Source organism: Burkholderia sp. AU39826, from assembly GCF_020419965.1.
GTDB classification, from domain to species: domain Bacteria; phylum Pseudomonadota; class Gammaproteobacteria; order Burkholderiales; family Burkholderiaceae; genus Burkholderia; species Burkholderia semiarida.
Map to the genome: position 1 here is coordinate 1 of NZ_JAIZQG010000020.1, position 19,563 is coordinate 19,563.

Genomic DNA, 19,563 nt, shown 5'->3' on the forward strand with positions numbered 1-19,563 from the left:
GGCCACCGTCGAGCACCTCTGCGCACTGCCGGCGTTCGACTGGACGCTGATCGTCGAGGCGGGGGACGGGCGCGCTGCGCAGGCACGAACGCCTGCGGATGCCGCGATCGCGTAGTTCGGCGCGCGCTGTGCTCAGTTGCTCGAACAGCCGCCGCAACTGCTCGAGCTGCATGAGCTCGACGAACTGCAAGAACTCGAACTGCTGCTGTCCCCGGCGGCCAGAGCCAGCCTTTGCGCTGCAACGCCACGGCACAGTCCGCTTCGCGCCACGCGAGACGCTGACGAAACGCGTGGCAGTTCGTCTCGCCGCCGGGTTTCGAAAGGACCAGTTTGAGCTTTCGTTACAAGCAAACCGGCATCTTCTTTGATGCGAGTTCGTTGCTTTGTAAGTGTCGATGCACGTAGCGGGGCGGGCGGCCGTAAGAGCGAAGGCCGTCGGGGACTACCACCGGAAAACTGTCCAGATACGGACTGACATCGACGGGAAAGCAACCAATTCATGTCGAAAACGACATTAATTGATTATCCACATGGAGGAAACGGCTGAGAGCCTGACTAGGCTTGGCGCGCCCGGCTGGGATCGAACCAGCAACCCCTGCCTTCGGAGGGCAGTACTCTATCCATTGAGCTACGGGCGCGTGAGACAGTGAAACGACCCCATATACAGGCCGTCCACGATTGGCAAGACGGCAAGGATACCCGGTTTCCCATGACGCGTCCACCTTGCCCGACGAATCGGCGTCAGAGCGCGATCCGTGCGGGTAAACACGCGCCATCGCGCCGCTCGCCGTGATGTAAACGTTCCGTCTATAATCGTCCGTGCTTCATTGGACTGCCATTTTGCCGTTGCACCGCGCTCACAATTCCTATTCACGGAGACGAGGCAAGCATGAGCGAAGCACCCCACGAATCTCCCGTCAAAACCCCCGGGCAGTTGATTGCCGTCATCATCGCGTCGTTCGCGATTCCGATCGTCCTGATCGTCCTGTTCGCCAATTACGCGAACCATGCATTCCGTTCCGGCGCCGGCACGGACGCGCTGTCCGACGAGCAGGTCGCCGCCCGTATCGCGCCGATCGCGAAGGTCGACGTGAAGGACGCCAACGCACCCCGCACGTACAAGACCGGCGAGGAAGTCTACAAGGCCGTCTGCGTGACCTGTCACGGCACCGGCGCCGCCGGCGCGCCGAAATTCGGCAACAAGGACGACTGGGCGCCGCGCATCTCGCAAGGCTTCGACACGCTGCTGAAGACGGCCCTCGCGGGCAAGGGCGCGATGCCGCCGCGCGGCGGCACGAGCCCCGACGACGTCAGCGACTATGAAATCGCCCGCGCGATCGTCTACATGGCGAACAACGACGGCGCGAACTTCCCCGAACCGGCCGCGCCGGCCGCCAACGCGGCGCAACCCGCCAGCGGCGCACCCGCGTCGGGCGCCGACGCATCGAACGCGCAGGCCGCCGCGGCCATGGCCGCGATCGCCGCGATCCCGAAGGCCGGCGAAAAGCCCGCGGCCGCGCCGACCAGCGCCGACGCCGCATCGGCCGGCAAGGCACTGTATACGCAGGTGTGCCAGGCTTGCCACGCGGCCGGCGTGCTCGGCGCGCCGAAGTTCGGCAGCAAGGAAGACTGGGCGCCGCGCCTGAAGGAATCGATGGATACGGTCTACAACTACGCGCTGCACGGCAAGGGCGCGATGCCGCCCAAGGGCGGGTCGAACGCGTCGGATGCCGACGTGAAGGCGGCCGTCGACTACATGGTCAACGCGTCGAAGTAACGTCTCGCCCGGCCATCCGTAAAAAACCCCCGCGGCGCCTGCGCATCGCGGGGGTTTCGTTTTCGGGTTGCCGGTTCGCCGCGCCATCGTGCGCGCGGCAGCGCCGCCGCGTCACTTCTGCAGCAACGCCTTCAGGCTGGCGAGCCGATCCTTCGGCGACATCGGCGCCTCTTCCGGCGTCGGCGGCGGCGCTTCGTCGAGCCCCATCTCGGGAATGAAGCGCGACGGTTCGCACACGACCGTCTCGCGCGCCCGCTTGCGCTTCTTGCACCAGTTCAGGTGCAGGCTGCGCTGCGCGCGCGTGATCGCTACGTACATCAGCCGGCGCTCCTCCTCGATCCGCTCGTTGTCGATCGGGCCGTCGTCCTCGCTGCCGCCGCGGTGCGGCATGATGCCTTCCTCGACGCCGACCAGGAACACGTGCGGATACTCGAGGCCCTTCGACGCATGAACGGTCGACAGCCGCACGGCGTCCGGGTCCTCGTCCTTGCCCTCGAGCATCGACATCAGCGCGACGGTCTGGATCAGGCCGAGCAGGTTCTTGCCCGTATCGGCGAGCCCGTCCGCGTTGTGGAAACCTTCGGCCTCGCCGTCGACGGCCTCCGTCTCCGGCTTGGTGCCCTTGCGCTTCAGCCATTCGAGGAATTCGAGCACGTTCTGCCACTTCGACTGCGCCTGCCGCTCGTCGAACGCGTCGTACAGGTACGCCTCGTAGTGGATCGCCTCCATCATGTCGTCGAGCACGACGGTCGCGGGCTCCTTGTCCGCGCGTTCGGTCAGGCGCTGGATGAAGTCGCAGAACATCCGCAGCGGCTCGACCTGGCGCGCCGACAGCCGCGCCTCGATCCCGCCCATGTACACGGCCTCGAACAGCGACACCTTCGCCTGCCCCGCGAACGAGCCGAGCGCCTCGAGCGTGGTGTTGCCGATGCCGCGGCGCGGCGTCGTGACGGCACGGATGAACGCGGGATCGTCGTCGGCGTTCGCGATCAGGCGCAGGTACGCGCACAGATCCTTGATCTCGGCCTTGTCGAAGAACGACTGGCCGCCCGACAGCACGTACGGGATCCGCTCGCGCCGCAGCACCTGTTCGAAGATGCGCGCCTGGAAGTTGCCGCGGTACAGGATCGCGTAGTCGCGGAACTGCGCGCGCCGCTCGAACTTGTGCGCGGACAGCCGGAACACGACCGATTCGGCCTCGTGTTCCTCGTCGTTGCACGCCGTGACGGTGATCGAATCGCCCATTCCGTGCTCGGACCACAGCTTCTTCTCGAACAGCTTCGGGTTGTTCGCGATCACGTTGTTCGCGGCGGTCAGGATCCGCACCGTCGACCGGTAGTTCTGCTCGAGCTTGATCACGTGCAGCTTCGGGAAATCCTTGCCGAGCTGCGCGAGGTTCTCCAGCGTCGCGCCGCGCCAGCCGTAGATCGCCTGATCGTCGTCGCCGACCGCCGTGAACGCGGCGCGCGGGCCCGCGAGCAGCTTCAGCAGCTCGTACTGGCACGCGTTGGTGTCCTGGTATTCGTCGATCAGCAGGTAGCGCAGCTTGTTCTGCCAGCGGTCGCGCACCTGCTCGTTCTTCGCGAACAATTCGGCCGGCAGGCGGATCAGGTCGTCGAAGTCGACCGCCTGGTACGCGTGCAGCGTCGCCACGTAGTTGCGGTAGACCAGCGCGGCCTGATGCTCGTCCTCGTTGGCCGCGATCGCCATCGCCTCGTCGGGCATGATCAGGCCGTTCTTCCACAGCGAGATGATGCTTTGGATCTTGCGGATCAGCCCCTTGTCGGTCGTGCCGAGCTGCTCCTGGATCATCCCGAAGCAGTCGTCCGAATCCATGATCGAGAACTGCGGCTTCAGGCCGACGTGCTCGGCCTCCTGGCGCAGGATCTGCACGCCGAGCGAGTGGAACGTGCAGACGGTGAGCTGGTTGACGGGCACCTTGCGGCCTTCCTTGCCCGGCGTGGTGAGCGTCTTGCCTTCCAGCAGCTTCGACACGCGCTCGCGCATTTCGGCGGCCGCCTTGTTCGTGAACGTGACGGCGGCGATGTGGCGCGGCTCGAAGCCTTTCGCCTCGATCAGGTGCGCGATCTTCTGCGTGATCACGCGGGTCTTGCCGCTGCCCGCGCCGGCGAGCACGAGACAGGGACCGTCGAGATAGCGCACCGCTTCGTTCTGAGCGGGATTGAGGCCTGCTGACATGATGGCGGATGGTGTTGCGGGTTGACGGCGGAACGCCGGGAGGATGCCGTGCGCGGCAGGCTGGCGAAGCAGGCGGACACGCAGGCAGGACGCGCATGTTAACACGTCGGCGGCGTGTATTTCGGGCGCGCCGCCGGACGGGGGCGCGCGGGCTTGCCGGGCGGGTGCCCCCTGTCCGTTCGGCGTGGTCGTGGCTGGCCGCTCGGCCAATCGGGCCCTGTCGGCGCCGTGATCGGACACAATAGGCCCTCATCCGGCGCCACCTCGCGCCGCGCCGCTTCGACGCACTTGAACCCTCACCGGATCGACCTCATGGGATACCCGTTCGCCACCGCCGCACTCGGCCCGCTACTGTTCGCGCAGGGGCGCTACGTGCGCCGCGTCACGCCGCGGCTGCCCGAGGCGGCCGGCCCGCGCAGCGGCGTGGCGGGCGACGGCCCGCCGCTGCGCGTGCTGGTGGTCGGCGATTCGGCCGCCGCGGGCGTCGGCGTCGCGACGCAGCACGATGCGCTCGCCGGGCAACTGGCGAACGCGCTGGCGGTCACGCACCGCGTGAGCTGGAAACTGCTCGCGCGCACCGGCCTGACCACGCGGGAGCTGGTCGACTGGCTCGCCATCGAGCCGGCCGAGCCGTTCCACGTGGCGGTCACGTCGCTCGGCGTCAACGACGTGACGGGCGGCGTGCCGCCCGCACGCTGGATCGCGCAGCAGACCGAGCTAGTCCGGCTGCTCGGCACGCGCTTCCAGGTGGAGCACGCGATCCTGTCGGCGGTGCCGCCGATGGAGCGCTTCCCGGCGCTGCCGCAGCCGCTCGCATGGTATCTCGGGCGGCGCGCGAAGCGGCTCAACGCGGCGCTCGCGGCTTGGGCCGGCGCGCAGCCGCACTGCACGTTCCTGCGGGTCGACCTGCCGCTCGAACGCCATCTGATGGCCGCCGACGGCTTCCATCCCGGCGCATCCGCGTGCGCGGTGTGGGCCGCGCAGGTCGCGGCCGTCGTGCGCCAACGGGTGGGCGGATGATGTGGCACGCGCTGGGGCCGCTGGCGGCTCGGAGCGCCGAGCCGCGCCGCGCCGAGCCCGGAGCCCGGAGCCCGGAGCTGGAGCTGGAGCTGGAGCTGGAGCTGGAGCTGGGAGCTGGAGCTGGGAGCTGGGAGCTGGGAGCTGGGAGCTGGGAGCTGGGAGCTGGGAGCTGGGAGCGGAAGCGGGCAGCCACGACCCGGTCAACCGTACCGCACTGCGCCCCGTCCCGCGCAAAATGCCGGCATTCCTTGCGCAAGCGCCGCACCGCCTCGCGCGTTTCGCCCGACACGTCTGTGCAAGCGGCGCCGCCATGCCAAAATAGCCGGTCGTCTTCGCGCCGCTCCGGCGCGCCATCCTTTAGTTTCCTTCGCAGCCAGGAATTGCCATGTCGTCATTGCTCAGGATTGGTTTGATGGGTTTCGGTTTCGCCGGCGCGACGTTCCACGCGCCCGTGATCGCCACGAGCGGCCGCACTGAAGTCGCGGCGATCGCGACGGGTCAGCCCGATCGCGCGCACGCCGCGTATCCGGGCGCGCGCATCGTCCCCGACCTCGACGCGCTGCTCGGCCTCGACGACATCGAATGCGTGGTGATCGCCACGCCGAACGACACCCACTTCACGCTCGCGCGCCAGGTGCTCGAAGCCGGCCGCCACGTGGTCGTCGACAAGCCCGTGACGCTCACCGCCGACGAGGCGCTCGCGCTCGCGCGGCTCGCGAACGCGCGCAGCCGGCTGTTCGCGCCGTTCCACAACCGCCGCTGGGACGGCGATTTCCTCACCGTGCGCCGCATCGTCGAATCGGGCGAACTCGGCCGCCTCACCTACTTCGCGTCGCACTTCGACCGCTTCCGGCCGACGCCGCGCACGCGCTGGCGCGAGGAACCGGCCCGCGGCGGCGGCCTGCTGCTCGACCTCGGCCCGCACCTGATCGATCAGGCGCTCGCGCTGTTCGGCACGCCGGAAACGGTGAGCGCCACCGTCAAGACGCGCCGCGACAACGGCACGGCGCCCGATTTCGTGCACCTGCTGCTCGGCTATCCGGACAAGGACGTCGCGCTCCATGCGAGCGCGCTGTCGGCGATCGAGCCCGCGCGCTTCACGCTGCACGGCACGCGCGGCAGCTACCAGAAATTCGGGCTCGACACGCAGGAAGACCAACTCAAGGCCGGCCTCACCGCGGACGACGTCGAATTCGGCGGCGGCAATCCGCCCGGCCTGCTGCGCGTGCTCGACGGCGAGGTCGAGGTCGAGCGTCCGGTGCCGACGCTCGACGGCCAGTACGCGGAGTTCTACCGCGCGCTCGCCGCGTCGATCCGCGACGGCGCCCCCTTCCCCGTCACCGCGCAGGACGCGGTCGACGTGATGACGATCATCGAGCTCGCCGCGCAGAGCGAACACGACGGCCGCCGCCTGCCGTTCGTCCGCCGCATCGTCTGACGGGCGCCGGCCGGGGCGGCACCGGCCCGGCCGCCCATCGCGCCACGCCGCCACGCGCCGGCGGCGGCGCTGCCGTCTGCCGCCGCCCGCCCCACCGGCACGGCCCGAACATTCCGTTACAAATGGTGCGGGAACGAAAGTCAGCGGTCGTCCGGTCTGACGCGTTTCTCAAAAAGTCGATTCGACACCTATCCGTCAGGAGAATGTGATGCAACGGTTGATTCGCGCAGCGGCATGCTGCGTCCTGGTTTCCTCGCTCGCGGCGTGTATCGTGCAGCCGCAGCGGCCGGCCCGGCAGGCGCCTCCGCCGCCGCGACCGAATCCGCAGGTCGTCGCGAACGACCGCATGCAGGAGGTCCAGGGCCGGATCGATAACCTGCATCGCCGCATCGACGCGCGCGTGAACGGCGGCTACTACCCGCCGCCTTACGGCGCGCAGCTTCACCACCGCCTCGACGTGATCCGCCAGGAAGCCAACGACATGTCGGCCCAGCACAACGGCGGCCTGTCCGGCGACGAGCAGCGCGTGCTGAACCAGGAACTCGACACGGCCGCGCGCGCGATCGGCGAATAACGCGCCGGCGCCTGCCGAGCGAAGAAAAGCGGCGGCGCCCGTTGCCGCCGCTTGTCGCGAAGCGACATTCTTTTGCTCAAATTGACAACGCCCACCCGCTCGCGTACAGTCTCCCGCACGCGTCGGGAGAGCGTGTGACCGGGTGTTCCGACACCGGTTGCGCCGCCGAAGGGGCACACCCGCAAACTCTCAGGCAAAAGGACCGACCGCGTCGGGGAATCGCGTCCGCGCACTGCGCGGGCCATACGCTCCCCGCACTCTGGAGAGCGGCAGTAGCCCGCAGCGCATCGGCTGCGCGGGCAAGCTGCCCACCGAAGGGGCGCGCGTTCGCCGGGCTTGGCCCGCAGCGCAATCTCTCAGGTATCGAGGACAGAGGGGCATGTACCGGATCGCTCGAGGCCATCGGCCGCGGCGGTCGGCACATGGCCGTTCTGATCCGCGCGCAAGCGCCTTGCCTGAGGCCTCGATGACTGCACTGAATCACACCCCGCTCAACGCCGCGCACCGCGCGCTCAACGCCCGCATGGTCGACTTCGGCGGCTGGGACATGCCCGTCAACTACGGCTCGCAGATCGAAGAACACGCGGCCGTGCGCACCGACGCCGGCATGTTCGACGTGTCGCACATGTGCGTCGTCGATTTCACCGGCAGCCGCGTGCGCGCGTTCTTCGAGCATGCGATCGCGAACAACGTCGGCAAGCTCAAGACGCCCGGCAAGGCGCTCTACTCGTGCCTGCTCAACCCGCAGGGCGGCGTCATCGACGATCTGATCGTCTATTACTTCACCGAAGAATTCTTCCGCGTGGTCGTCAACGCCGGCACCGCCGAGAAGGACATCGCGTGGTTCAACCAGCTGAACGAGCAAGGCGGCTACGGCCTGACGATCGCGCCGCGCCGCGATTTCGCGATCATCGCCGTCCAGGGTCCGAACGCCCGTGAAAAGGTCTGGGCGACGGTGCCCGCCGCCCGCGCGGCCACCAGCGAGCTCAAGCCGTTCAACGCCGCGCAGGTCGCCGGGACGCCGTTCGGCGATCTCACCGTCGCCCGCACCGGCTACACCGGCGAGGACGGCTTCGAAGTGATCGTCCCGGCCGTGCACGTCGAGGCGCTGTGGCATGCGCTGCAGCAAAACGGCGTGCGCCCGTGCGGGCTCGGCGCGCGCGACACGCTGCGCCTCGAGGCCGGCATGAACCTGTACGGCCAGGACATGGACGACACCGTGTCCCCGCTCGACGCGGGCCTCGCGTGGACGGTCGACCTCACCGCGCCGCGCGACTTCGTCGGCCGCGCCGCCCTGGAAGCCAACGGCACGCGCGCCGCGTTCGTCGGCCTGATCCTGCAGAAGGAAAACGGCAAGGCGGGCGGCGTGCTGCGCGCGCATCAGAAAGTCGTCACGCCGCATGGCGACGGCGAGATCACGAGCGGCACGTTCTCGCCGTCGATGCAGGAATCGATCGCGTTCGCGCGCGTGCCGGCAGCCGTCCAGATCGGCGACACCGTCCAGGTGCAAATTCGAGACAAGCATCTTCCCGCACGCGTGGTAAAACTGCCGTTCGTGCGCAACGGCAAGGTCCTCGCTGCGTAACGACCGAGAAGCGGCGCGGCAGGCCGCCTCCCGGCAAGCCGGGAGATGGCGCCCGGCGCAACCCCATCCGGCGCACCATGGCGGCGCGCCAGCAGAACGAACAAACCCTTTTATCCAGGAGCATCCGATGAGCAACGTCCCGGCCGATCTGAAGTACACCGACGAACACGAGTGGATCCGCACCGAGGCGGACGGCACGCTGACGGTCGGCATCACCGATCACGCGCAGAGCACGCTCGGCGACATCGTCTTCCTCGAGCTGCCCGAAGTCGGCAAGTCGGTGAGCGCGGGCGACGCCGTCGGCGTCGTCGAATCGGTGAAGGCGGCATCCGACATCTACTCGCCGGTGTCCGGCGAGATCGTCGCCATCAACGAAGCCGCCACCGATGCGCCCGAAGAAGTGAACGGCGACGCGTACGGCGTGTGGCTCTTCAAGATCAAGCTCGCGGCCGGCGCCTCGACCGACAAGCTGATCGACGCCGACGCCTACAGCAAGCTGATCGACTAATTTCCCTACCCGAACCGCGCGGCGCCGGCCTCGGCGCGCGCGGGACCAGAGTCACGCCATGAAGCTCGAACACCCGGACCGTCTGATGAACCGCACGCCCCTCTCGCTCGCCGCGCTCGAAACGCACGACGCGTTCGCCGAACGCCACATCGGCCCCGATGCCGCCAGCCAGCAGGCCATGCTCGACACGCTCGGCTTCGCGTCGCGCGCCGCGCTGATCGACGCCGTGATCCCGGCGTCGATCCGCCGCGCCGACACGCTGCCGCTCGGCCCGTTCGCGCAGCCGAAGAGCGAGGCCGAAGCCCTCGCCGCGCTGCGTGCGCTCGCGGACAAGAACCAGGTGTTCCGCTCGTATATCGGCCAGGGTTATCACGACACGCACACGCCGGCCGTGATCCTGCGCAACGTGCTCGAAAACCCGGCGTGGTACACGGCCTACACGCCGTACCAGCCCGAAATTTCCCAGGGTCGCCTCGAGGCGCTCCTGAACTTCCAGCAGATGGTGGCCGATCTCACGGGCCTCGCAATCTCGAACGCATCGCTGCTCGACGAAGCCACCGCCGCGGCCGAAGCGATGACGCTGCTGCAGCGCACCGGCAAGCCGAAGTCGAACGTGTTCTACGTCGCCGACGACGTGCTGCCGCAAACGCTCGAAGTGATCCGCACGCGCGCGCTGCCGATCGGCATCGAGGTCAAGACGGGCCCGGCCGCCGACGCCGCGCACGCGAACGCGTTCGGCGTGCTGCTGCAGTACCCGGGCGTGAACGGCGACGTGCGCGACTACCGCGCGCTCACCGAAGCGATCCACGCGGCCGGCGGCCACGTGGTCGTCGCGGCCGACCTGCTCGCGCTGACCGTGCTGACGCCGCCCGGCGAATGGGGCGCGGACGTCGCGATCGGCAACACGCAGCGCTTCGGCGTGCCGATGGGCTTCGGCGGCCCGCACGCCGCCTACATGGCCGTGCGCGACGAATTCAAGCGGCAGATGCCGGGCCGCCTCGTCGGCGTGACGGTCGACGCGCAGGGCAAGCCCGCGCTGCGTCTCGCGCTGCAGACGCGCGAACAGCACATCCGCCGCGAGAAGGCGACGTCGAACGTGTGTACCGCGCAGGCGCTGCTCGCGATCATGGCGAGCATGTACGCGGTCTACCACGGCCCGCACGGCCTGAAGACGATCGCGCTGCGCGTGAACCGCATCGCGGCGCTGCTCGCCGCCGGCGTGAAGCAGCTCGGCTTCGCGACCGTCAACGACACGTTCTTCGACACGCTGACGATCGACACCGGCACGCGCACCGCGCAGATCCACGAATTCGCGAAAGCCAAGCGCATCAACCTGCGCCGCGTGAGCGACACGCAAGCCGGCGTGTCGGTCGACGAAACGACGACGCGCGACGACCTCGCCGATCTTCTCGACCTGTTCGCGCAGGCCGCGGGCGGCACCGCGCCGGCCGTCGACGCGCTGGACGCGGGTCTCGCCGGCGTCGCCGCGCTGCCGGCCGGCCTCGAGCGCACGAGCGCGTACCTGACGCACCCGGTGTTCAACCGCCACCATTCCGAAACCGAAATGCTGCGCTACCTGCGCAGCCTGTCGGACAAGGATCTCGCGCTCGACCGCTCGATGATCCCGCTCGGCTCGTGCACGATGAAGCTGAACGCGACGTCGGAAATGCTGCCCGTCACGTGGCCCGAGTTCGGCGGCATCCATCCGTTCGCGCCGGCCGAGCAGACCGTCGGCTACCGCGAGATGATCGACCAGCTCGAACAGATGCTCGTCGCGGCCACCGGCTACGCGGCCGTGTCGCTGCAACCGAACGCGGGCTCGCAGGGCGAGTACGCGGGCCTGTTGATCATCCACGCGTACCACGCGTCGCGCGGCGAAGGCCATCGCGACGTGTGCCTGATCCCGGCATCCGCGCACGGCACGAACCCGGCGTCCGCGCACATGGCCGGCATGAAGGTCGTGGTCGTCGCGTGCGACGCGCAGGGCAACGTCGACATCGCCGACCTGAAGGCGAAGGCCGAGCAGCATTCGGCGAACCTCGCGGCGATCATGATCACGTATCCGTCGACGCACGGCGTGTTCGAGCAGAACGTGCGCGAGATCTGCGAGATCGTCCACGCGCACGGCGGCCAGGTGTACGTCGACGGCGCGAACATGAACGCGATGGTCGGCCTGACCGCGCCCGGCCAGTTCGGCGGCGACGTGTCGCACCTGAACCTGCACAAGACCTTCTGCATCCCGCACGGCGGCGGCGGCCCGGGCGTCGGCCCGGTCGCGGTCGGCGCGCACCTCGCGAAGTTCCTGCCGAACCAGCGCTCGACCGGCTACGCCCGTGCGGAAGACGGCATCGGCGCGGTGTCGGCCGCGCCGTACGGCTCGGCGTCGATCCTGCCGATCTCGTGGATGTACATCGCGATGATGGGCGCGAAGAACCTGACCGCCGCGACCGAAACCGCGATCCTCAACGCGAACTACATCGCGAAGCGCCTCGCGCCGCATTACCCGGTGCTGTATTCGGGCCCGGGCGGGCTGGTCGCGCACGAGTGCATTCTCGACCTGCGTCCGATCAAGGAAACGAGCGGCATCACCGTCGACGACGTCGCGAAGCGCCTGATGGACTACGGCTTCCACGCGCCGACGATGAGCTTCCCGGTGCCGGGCACGCTGATGGTCGAGCCGACCGAATCGGAATCGCAGGAAGAACTCGACCGCTTCATCGCGGCGATGATCGCGATCCGCGAGGAAATCCGCGCGGTCGAGGAAGGCCGCGCCGATCGCGAGGACAACCCGCTGCGTCACGCGCCGCACACGGCGGCCGTCGTCACCGCGAACGAATGGCCGCACGCGTACTCGCGCGAGCAGGCCGCGTACCCGGTCGCGTCGCTCGGCACGAACAAGTACTGGCCGCCGGTCGGCCGCGCGGACAACGCCTATGGCGACCGCAACCTGTTCTGCTCGTGCGTGCCGATGTCGGACTACGCATAACGCACGTCTCGCACCGGAGCGTCCGACCGTGACCACCCCGCACGCAACCACCGGTTGCGTGCGGTTTTTACGTTCGCCGCCCGGCCAACCGTTTCACGCTTGCGCGCCAATCCGGCTAACATCACACGCGATCCAGCCAATGAAGGAGTTCCGCATGGTGCGTCCGATGTTTCCGGGCCATGGCGCAACCGCGCGGCGGCCGCGCGTGCGCGCGGGCCGCTACGTGCCGATGCTCGTCGCATCGCTGTCGCTGGCCGCCGCCGGCCTCGGCGTGTGCGGCAGTGCGCGCGCGGCGATGAATTTCTGCGCGGCGCCCGCACTGCAGGCAAGCGAGACGACGCAGGCCGAGCCGGGCGTGCAGGCGCTGATCCGCAGCGTCGACGCACGCATCGGCGAGCAGCCGAAGGCGATGGCGCGCGTGCATACCGAGGGCACGCTGCCGCATGAAGGCATCCACGACCAGAGTGAAGCCGCGCTCAAGGACATGGACCTGATGCGCGACGCGGCGCTCGCGTGGCGCGTGACGAACGCGCCGCGCTATCTGCAGCTCGTCGACCGCTTCCTGTCCGCGTGGGTCTCGACCTACCAGCCGAGCTTCAACCCGATCGACGAGACGCGCTTCGACAGCCTGATCGTCGCGTACGACATGACCGCGAGCGCGCTGCCGGTGAAAACGCGCAACGCGACGGCCGCGTTCATCGCGAAGCTCGGCGCCGGCTACGTCGCGCAGGTCGACGCGCAGAAACGCCCGCTCACCGGCACCTGGCGCAACAACTGGCAGAGCCACCGGATCAAGCTGATCGCGTTGTCCGCGTTCACGCTCGGCGACCGCAAGATGATGAACGCCGCACAGCGGCTGTTCGTCGAGCATCTCGCCGACAACATCGGCCCGGACGGCAAGACCTGGGATTTCGAGGAACGCGATGCGCTGCATTACGCGGTCTACGATCTCCAGCCGCTGGTGACGGCCGCGCTCGCCGCGCGCCGCTTCAACCGCAACTGGCTGCGCGAGCGCGGCGCGAACGGCGCGACGCTCGCGGCCGCGCTCGACTGGCTCGTGCCGTACGCGCTCGGCGAGAAAACCCACGAGGAATTCGTGAATTCGCCGGTGCCGTTCGACGCGAAGCGCCGCGAGGCCGGCTTGCCGGGTTATACGGGGCAGTGGGACCCGAAAAACGCCACCGAACTCTTTCATCTGGCCGTGCGGCTCGACGGGCGCTATGCCCGCGTCGCGCAGCAGCTTTCCCCAACGCCGCCCGCATGGCTCGCCGCGTGCCTGCCATTGCAGGCGCGCTAGCACCATTCTTACAGCAAGGCAGGTATCGAAATGGCAGTCAGCGTGTTTGACCTCTTCAAGATCGGCATCGGTCCGTCCAGTTCGCACACGGTCGGGCCGATGCGCGCCGCGCTGATGTTCGTCCAGGGCCTCGAGCGCGACGGGCTGCTCGACGCGACGGCCCACGTGAAGGTCGAGCTGTACGGCTCGCTCGGCGCCACCGGCAAGGGCCACGGCACCGACCGCGGCGTGATGCTCGGCCTGCTCGGCGACGCGCCCGACACCGTCGATCCGGACACGATCGACGCGCGGCTCGAAGACGTCCGCAAGACGAAGCAACTCGCGCTGCTCGGCACGCACCCGGTGCCGTTCGTGCTGAAGGAGCACATCGCGTTCTACCGCCAGGCGCTGCCCGAACATCCGAACGGGATGAAGCTGCGCGCGAGCGATGCGAACGGCGCGGTACTGGTCGAGCGCACGTACCTGTCGGTCGGCGGCGGCTTCGTCGTGACGGCCGGCGCGCCGAACACGAAGGTGCTGAGCGCGGCCGAGCAGATGACGCACCCGTTCCGCACCGGCGCGGAGCTGCTCGCGCTGACCGCGTCGACCGGCAAGTCGATCGCGCAACTGATGTGGGAAAACGAGCGCGCGTGGCACACCGAGGAAGAAACGCGCGACGGGCTGCTGAAGATCTGGGCCGTGATGCAGTCGTGCGTGTCGCGCGGGTGCGGGATCGGCAACCCGGACGCCGACGGCAACCTGCCCGGCCCGTTCCAGGTCAAGCGCCGCGCGCCGCAGTTGTACCGCACGCTGACGGGCAGCCCCGAGCGCGCGCTGCAGGATCCGCTGTCGATGATCGACTGGATCAACCTGTACGCGATCGCGGTCAACGAGGAAAACGCGGCCGGCGGCCGCGTCGTCACCGCGCCGACCAACGGCGCGGCCGGCATCATCCCGGCCGTGCTCCACTACTACACGCGCTTCACGCCCGGCGCGAACGAACAGGGCGTGATCGACTTCCTGCTGACGGCCGCCGCGATCGGCATCCTGTACAAGCTCAACGCATCGATCTCGGGCGCGGAAGTCGGCTGCCAGGGCGAAGTGGGCGTTGCGTGCTCGATGGCGGCCGGCGCGCTCGCGGCCGTGCTCGGCGGCACGCCCCAGCAGGTCGAGAACGCGGCCGAGATCGGGATGGAGCACAACCTCGGCCTGACCTGCGACCCGGTCGGCGGGATGGTGCAAATTCCGTGCATCGAGCGCAACGCGATGGCGTCGGTGAAGGCCGTCAACGCGGCGCGCATGGCGCTGCGCGGCGACGGCTCGCACTACGTGTCGCTCGACTCGGTGATCAAGACGATGCGCGAGACGGGCGCCGACATGAAGACCAAGTACAAGGAAACGTCGCGCGGCGGGCTGGCGGTGAATATCGTCGAGTGCTGATGCGGGACCCGGCGGCAATGCGAGGCCCGTCGGCCGACGTATTGCCGCCGGGCTCGACACCCGGCACTAATCGTTCAGCCAGTTCTCCACGCGCAATCCCGGATAGCTGACGAAATCCCGCTCGTTGTTGGTCACCAGGACGACATCGAGCGACACCGCATGAGCGGCGATCAATTTGTCGAGGTGATCCTTCTTCCGTTCGCGGGTGGCCTCGCGGATCGGACCATACGCTTGCGCGGCCGGGGCGTCGAAAGGCGCGACGGGAATATCCTCGATCAACGCCGCGAGATTGCGGCGCTCGCGGGCAGGGCTCGTGCATGCGGTCACGCCGTACTCGAGCTCCGCATAAGTGACCGCCGACATGACGACGTCGCCCGTGTAGCACTGCGCAAATCGTCTCGCGACCTGCTCCGGCTGATTTTTCATCAGATAGATGCACATGTTGGTGTCGAGCATGAAGCGCGGCATCACAAGCCCTCGCGTTCGGCCTGTTCATGGTCGCCACGCCCTTCGGTCATGAAGTCCGGCCCGAATTTCGCGAACTTCTCAAGTACGTGCGTCAAAGGCCGCCGCATCGGCCGAATGCGGATTTCGTCACCGACGCGCTCGATTTCCAGCTCGATATCGCTGCGTTCATAGGCAAGGTCCGCAGGAATACGCACCGCCTGCGAGTTGCCGTTTCTGAATACCCTCGTGGTATGCATGTCGATCTCCGCCCGGATGTACATTGTATGTACATTATCCGATGCGGGCCGAGATGTAAATCCATGTGTGTACATAACAGGTGTTCCTTCGGCTGACGAGCCGGCAGTGAATACGCGCGTCACGGCCATTGCCGTCGCGCATGCAGCACGCGGAGGATCTCCACGATGCCCTCGCCCGGCCGGATGCGATACACGAGCACATAGTTCGGCGCGACCACCAGCTCACGCGTGCCGGCCACCCGCCCTCGCCGATACAACTCGGCATGGGCCGGTAACGCCGCCGCCCTTTCTTCCAGCAGTTCGTCGAGCTCGAGGGCGGCCAGCGGGTCGTCCTCGGCGATGGTGTCCATGATCGCGGCGCGATCCTCGTACGCCTTCGGATTCCAGTGCAACGCAAGGGTCAAGAAGCGTCCCCGCGCTTGCCGGCAAGCCGATCACGCAGCGCCGCACGTCGCGACGCGAAGTCGGCGCTGACTTCGGCGTCCGGAATCGACGCACGCGGGTCGTCCAGCGCCTGCTGCACCTGCTCGCGAAACCAGCGGTCGCGGGCCGCCGCCTCGTGTGCCGCCTTCAGCGCCGCCGCGCGATCGGGCCGGGTCGCCCGGCCGGCCGCATCCGGGTCGAATGCCGACGCGTCCACATCGAATCGGCTGATACCGATATCGCGCAGAAAGCCGACCAACGTTTCAAAACGGCGAAACACCCGCACGTCGCCGCGCTTGGCCGACAGGAAACGTTCGTGTGCGCCGCACCGGGCCGAGAACGCCCAACCGTTGCCGCAACCGACCACGCGGGCCGCACGCACCGCGCCGGCTGCGACCAGCTCCGTCAGCGTCTTTTGATCAATCGTTTCGGTCGTCATGGCGATTCTCGCCCCCTTTCTCCACGCATTCGCTGAAATTTTACTATTGACTGGCATCCCAATTTATTGTTATTTGGGATGCCCGCTCCGGATCGAGACAAGCGTCAGCCCGCCGTGCATAGCACTCACTTTCCGCCGTCGCGCCAGTCCGCACAAGCTGGCCGGTCGGCCAACCAAAGGCGGTGCGCGCTCGCCGAACCGCTCAGCGTTCCGACACTTTTCATCGTCCGCCGTACCGGCGCGCCGCCAACCGGCGTAAGCTGTACGTCCCGCTACCCAGGGAGACGGCAGCCCATGTCGCATTCCAAGGATCTCGAGCCGCGCGCCACCACCGGTGCGCGCTTGCTCGTCGATGCGTTGCTCGCCAATCACGTCGAACGCGTGTTCTGCGTGCCGGGCGAGAGCTTCCTCGCCGTGCTCGATGCGCTGGCGGACGACACCGCCCGCATCCAGACGGTCGTCTGCCGCCACGAGGCGGCCGCCGCGAACATGGCCGAGGCGGTCGGCAAGCTGACCGGCCGCCCCGGCGTCGCGTTCGTCACGCGCGGGCCCGGCGCGACCCATGCGTCGATCGGCGTGCATACCGCGTTCCAGGATTCGACGCCGATGATCCTGTTCGTCGGCCAGTGCGCGCGCGAGCACCTCGATCGCGAAGCCTTCCAGGAAATCGACTACCGCCGGATGTTCGGCCAGATGGCCAAATGGGTCGCGCAGATCGACGATCCGCGCCGCATTCCCGAATACCTGAGCCACGCGTTCCACGTCGCGACGTCCGGGCGGCCCGGCCCGGTCGTGCTCGCGCTGCCGGAGGACGTGCTGTCCGACGCGTGCGCGCCGCAGCCCGTCGTGCCGACCGCGAAACGCATCGCGGCCGCGCCGTCGGCCGCGCAGATCGACGAGTTACGCGAGCGGCTCGCGCGCGCGGAACGGCCGTTCGCGATCGTCGGCGGCAGCGGCTGGACGCCGGACGCCTGCGCGAACCTGCGCACCTTCGTCGAACGCTGGCAATTGCCGGTCGCGTGCGCGTTCCGCTTCCAGGATACGATCGACAACGCGCACCCGAACTACGCGGGCGACGTCGGGCTCGGCATCAATCCCGCGCTCGCGAAACGCATCCGCGACGCCGACCTGCTGCTCGTGATCGGGCCGCGCCTCGGCGAAGCGACGACCGGCGGCTACACGCTGCTCGACATCCCGAAGACACGCCAGACGCTGGTTCACGTGCACCAGGGCGCGGACGAACTCGGCCGCGTGTACGCCGCCGACCTGCCGATCGTGTCGGGTATGCCGGAGATCGCCGCGCCGCTGGCCGCGCTCGAACCGCCCGAGCGGCCCGCGTGGGCCGGTACGGCCGCCGACGCGCACCGCGCATACCGCGAATGGCATGCGCCGCTGCCGATGCCCGGCGACGTGCAGCTCGGCGACGTGATGGTGCAGTTGCGCGAGCGCCTGCCGCACGACGCGATCCTGACCAACGGCGCGGGCAATTATGCGATCTGGCTGCATCGCCACTTCGCGTACCGGCACTTCCGTTCGCAGCTCGCGCCGACGAGCGGCGCGATGGGCTACGGGCTGCCGGCCGCGCTCGCCGCGAAGTCGCTGTATCCGCAGCGCGCCGTCGTCGCGCTCGCCGGCGACGGCTGCTTCATGATGGCCGGCAACGAGCTCGCGACCGCGATGCAATATGGGCTGAACATCGTCGCGATCGTCGTCAACAACGGCCATTTCGGCACGATCCGCATGCATCAGGAGCGCAACTACCCGGGCCGCGTGCATGGCACCGGGCTCACGAACCCGGATTTCGCCGCGTATGCGCGTGCGTTCGGCGCGCATGGCGAGACGGTCGAGCGCACCGCCGATTTCGCGCCCGCGCTCGAACGCGCATTGACGTGCGGGCTGCCCGCGGTGATCGAGATCCGCATCCCGCAGGACGCGAGCACGCCGGCCGCGACGCTCGAGCAGATCCGCGAGCAAGGCCGCCGCGCGCGCGGCGCATGACGGCGATGGACATGCACGCCGCACCGCCCGCCGCCGTGCTGTCGCACGACGACGCACTGGCCTGCCCCGGCACGCTGCTCGCGCCCGACGGCACGCTCGTCGCGCCGTACGATCTCGAGCATGGCGACGAGCGCGCCAACGGCTACCTGCCTGCCGCATCCGCACTCGGCCTGCTGCACGCCGCGCACCGGCCGTTCCGGCTCGACTACGGCGACGCGCGGCACGTGCACGTGATCAACGGGATGGGCGTCGCGCTCGGTGATTCGGTGATCGGGCTGACGGCCGTCGCCGCGCTGCGTGCGGCCCATCCGGGCCTGCGCTTCACGCTGTACCGGCCCGCGCGCGCGCCGCGCTACGTCGAGGCGCTGTATGCGCTCGCGGCCGACGTCGTCGCGCCGTCGCGCGCGCTGCCGTGCCCCGCCGACGCGCTGCCCGCCGACGCGCAGTGCATCGACGTCGGCAATCACCTGTACTGGCCCGCATTTGCGCGGCTGCCGATGATCGACTTCTTCCTCGACGCGCTCGGCGTCGATCCGGCCGCCGTGCCGGCCGCCGCGAAGCGCAACCGCTGGCTCGCGCGGCTGCCGCTGCCCGCGCTGCCGGCCGAGTGGGGGCGGCCTTACGTGCTGTTCTGCCCGAATGCGAGCACCGCGGTGCGCAGCGTGCCGCCCGCGTTGCGCGTCGCGTTCGTGGAACGGCTCGCGCAACGTTACGGGTTGCCGGTGGTCGGCTTCGGCCCGATCGCGCATCCGGCTTACGTGGACGTGAGCCGCCACGCGACCGACACCGCGCGCTTCATCGCGTGGATCAAGGGCGCGAGCCTGCTGTTCGCGCCGGACACGGCGGCGCTGCATCTCGCCGACGGTTTCGACGTGCCGACGCTCGCGTGCTTCACGACGATCGGGCCGGCGCTGCGCGTGCGCGACTATCCGCATTGCGTGCCGGTCACGCTCGACGTGCCGGCCGAATTGCACGGGCTGCATCGCAGCGAACAGCCGGACGATCTGGCGGCGGTCGACGCCGCTTACCGTGCAATCGACTGGGACGCGCTGGCGTGGCCCGCGCCGCGCGACGTGACCGCACCGGCCACCTGATCGAAGCCGGCGCGGCGGCGAGCGAAACGGTCGAACCGGCAACCGCGGGCACGGCACCACCACCGCCGCGAGCGCCGCGCCGGCCGCCCGGCTCACCGCGCC

At 68.8% G+C, this 19,563-nt stretch carries 17 protein-coding genes, 1 tRNA gene and 2 riboswitches; of the genes, 11 read left to right on the top strand and 7 right to left on the bottom strand.

The genetic code is table 11. The features are described from left to right. A partial coding sequence (locus LGM42_RS26050; protein WP_226233688.1) for a hypothetical protein occupies window positions 1–190 on the bottom strand: 190 nt, incomplete at its 3' end. A gap of 372 nt (window positions 191–562) precedes the next feature. Then, window positions 563–638 (bottom strand) — tRNA-Arg (locus LGM42_RS26055). A 251-nt stretch (window positions 639–889) separates the two neighbouring features. Between LGM42_RS26055 and LGM42_RS26060 the strand changes: the two genes are divergently transcribed. Beyond that, the gene (locus tag LGM42_RS26060) at window positions 890–1,777 is read left to right on the top strand and encodes a c-type cytochrome (RefSeq protein ID WP_059580617.1); all 888 of its coding nucleotides are present in this window, start codon (window positions 890–892) and stop codon (window positions 1,775–1,777) included. A gap of 111 nt (window positions 1,778–1,888) precedes the next feature. Here LGM42_RS26060 and LGM42_RS26065 read toward each other — a convergent pair whose 3' ends face one another. After that, on the bottom strand, window positions 1,889–3,976 hold the full coding sequence (locus LGM42_RS26065; protein ID WP_060966419.1) for a UvrD-helicase domain-containing protein: 2,088 nt from the start codon (window positions 3,974–3,976) through the stop codon (window positions 1,889–1,891). 312 nt (window positions 3,977–4,288) lie between these two features. Here LGM42_RS26065 and LGM42_RS26070 point away from each other — a divergent pair, with 312 nt between their 5' ends. The 8 genes from LGM42_RS26070 to LGM42_RS26105 all read left to right on the top strand — a co-directional run bounded on the left by LGM42_RS26070 (window position 4,289) and on the right by LGM42_RS26105 (window position 14,803). Continuing rightward, the gene (locus LGM42_RS26070; RefSeq protein ID WP_226233689.1) at window positions 4,289–4,996 is read left to right on the top strand and encodes an SGNH/GDSL hydrolase family protein; all 708 of its coding nucleotides are present in this window, start codon (window positions 4,289–4,291) and stop codon (window positions 4,994–4,996) included. Between the two features lie 385 nt (window positions 4,997–5,381). After that, window positions 5,382–6,434 carry an oxidoreductase gene (locus LGM42_RS26075; RefSeq protein WP_059580610.1) on the top strand — a complete coding sequence of 351 codons (1,053 nt, stop codon included), beginning with the start codon at window positions 5,382–5,384 and terminating at the stop codon, window positions 6,432–6,434. 208 nt (window positions 6,435–6,642) lie between these two features. Next, a complete protein-coding gene (locus tag LGM42_RS26080; protein WP_027811833.1) occupies window positions 6,643–7,008 on the top strand; it encodes a hypothetical protein in 366 nt (121 codons plus the stop codon). A gap of 113 nt (window positions 7,009–7,121) precedes the next feature. Next, a riboswitch (glycine riboswitch) is annotated at window positions 7,122–7,224 on the top strand. A 33-nt stretch (window positions 7,225–7,257) separates the two neighbouring features. Further along, a riboswitch (glycine riboswitch) is annotated at window positions 7,258–7,391 on the top strand. 83 nt (window positions 7,392–7,474) lie between these two features. Then, window positions 7,475–8,593 carry a glycine cleavage system aminomethyltransferase GcvT gene (gene gcvT / locus LGM42_RS26085; protein ID WP_059638437.1) on the top strand — a complete coding sequence of 373 codons (1,119 nt, stop codon included), beginning with the start codon at window positions 7,475–7,477 and terminating at the stop codon, window positions 8,591–8,593. A gap of 127 nt (window positions 8,594–8,720) precedes the next feature. Continuing rightward, window positions 8,721–9,101: a glycine cleavage system protein GcvH gene (gene gcvH, locus LGM42_RS26090; protein ID WP_059580605.1), complete on the top strand. Its 381-nt coding sequence runs from the start codon at window positions 8,721–8,723 to the stop codon at window positions 9,099–9,101. A 58-nt stretch (window positions 9,102–9,159) separates the two neighbouring features. Then, the gene (gene gcvP / locus LGM42_RS26095; protein WP_226233690.1) at window positions 9,160–12,087 is read left to right on the top strand and encodes an aminomethyl-transferring glycine dehydrogenase; all 2,928 of its coding nucleotides are present in this window, start codon (window positions 9,160–9,162) and stop codon (window positions 12,085–12,087) included. A gap of 154 nt (window positions 12,088–12,241) precedes the next feature. Further along, a complete protein-coding gene (locus LGM42_RS26100; RefSeq protein ID WP_059638578.1) occupies window positions 12,242–13,384 on the top strand; it encodes an alginate lyase family protein in 1,143 nt (380 codons plus the stop codon). A gap of 30 nt (window positions 13,385–13,414) precedes the next feature. Continuing rightward, a complete protein-coding gene (locus LGM42_RS26105; RefSeq protein ID WP_059638442.1) occupies window positions 13,415–14,803 on the top strand; it encodes an L-serine ammonia-lyase in 1,389 nt (462 codons plus the stop codon). A 66-nt stretch (window positions 14,804–14,869) separates the two neighbouring features. Here LGM42_RS26105 and LGM42_RS26110 read toward each other — a convergent pair whose 3' ends face one another. From LGM42_RS26110 to LGM42_RS26125, 4 genes are all read right to left on the bottom strand, one after another. Continuing rightward, the gene (locus tag LGM42_RS26110; RefSeq protein ID WP_059580596.1) at window positions 14,870–15,271 is read right to left on the bottom strand and encodes a type II toxin-antitoxin system VapC family toxin; all 402 of its coding nucleotides are present in this window, start codon (window positions 15,269–15,271) and stop codon (window positions 14,870–14,872) included. After that, complete coding sequence (gene vapB / locus LGM42_RS26115) at window positions 15,271–15,507, bottom strand: type II toxin-antitoxin system VapB family antitoxin (protein ID WP_059638580.1); 237 nt, start codon at window positions 15,505–15,507, stop codon at window positions 15,271–15,273. Before vapB ends, LGM42_RS26110 begins: the two co-directional genes overlap by 1 nt. Before the next feature lie 119 nt (window positions 15,508–15,626). Then, complete coding sequence (locus tag LGM42_RS26120) at window positions 15,627–15,911, bottom strand: type II toxin-antitoxin system RelE/ParE family toxin (RefSeq protein WP_226233691.1); 285 nt, start codon at window positions 15,909–15,911, stop codon at window positions 15,627–15,629. Then, window positions 15,908–16,369 (bottom strand): hypothetical protein, encoded by a 462-nt coding sequence (locus LGM42_RS26125; RefSeq protein WP_226233692.1) that lies wholly within the window; start codon window positions 16,367–16,369, stop codon window positions 15,908–15,910. Before LGM42_RS26125 ends, LGM42_RS26120 begins: the two co-directional genes overlap by 4 nt. 294 nt (window positions 16,370–16,663) lie before the next feature. Here LGM42_RS26125 and LGM42_RS26130 point away from each other — a divergent pair, with 294 nt between their 5' ends. Then, the gene (locus LGM42_RS26130; protein WP_226233694.1) at window positions 16,664–18,367 is read left to right on the top strand and encodes a thiamine pyrophosphate-binding protein; all 1,704 of its coding nucleotides are present in this window, start codon (window positions 16,664–16,666) and stop codon (window positions 18,365–18,367) included. After that, on the top strand, window positions 18,364–19,461 hold the full coding sequence (locus LGM42_RS26135; protein WP_226233695.1) for an ADP-heptose--LPS heptosyltransferase: 1,098 nt from the start codon (window positions 18,364–18,366) through the stop codon (window positions 19,459–19,461). The genes LGM42_RS26130 and LGM42_RS26135 overlap by 4 nt, the downstream gene beginning before the upstream one ends. The last annotated feature ends 102 nt before the right edge of the window (window positions 19,462–19,563 follow it).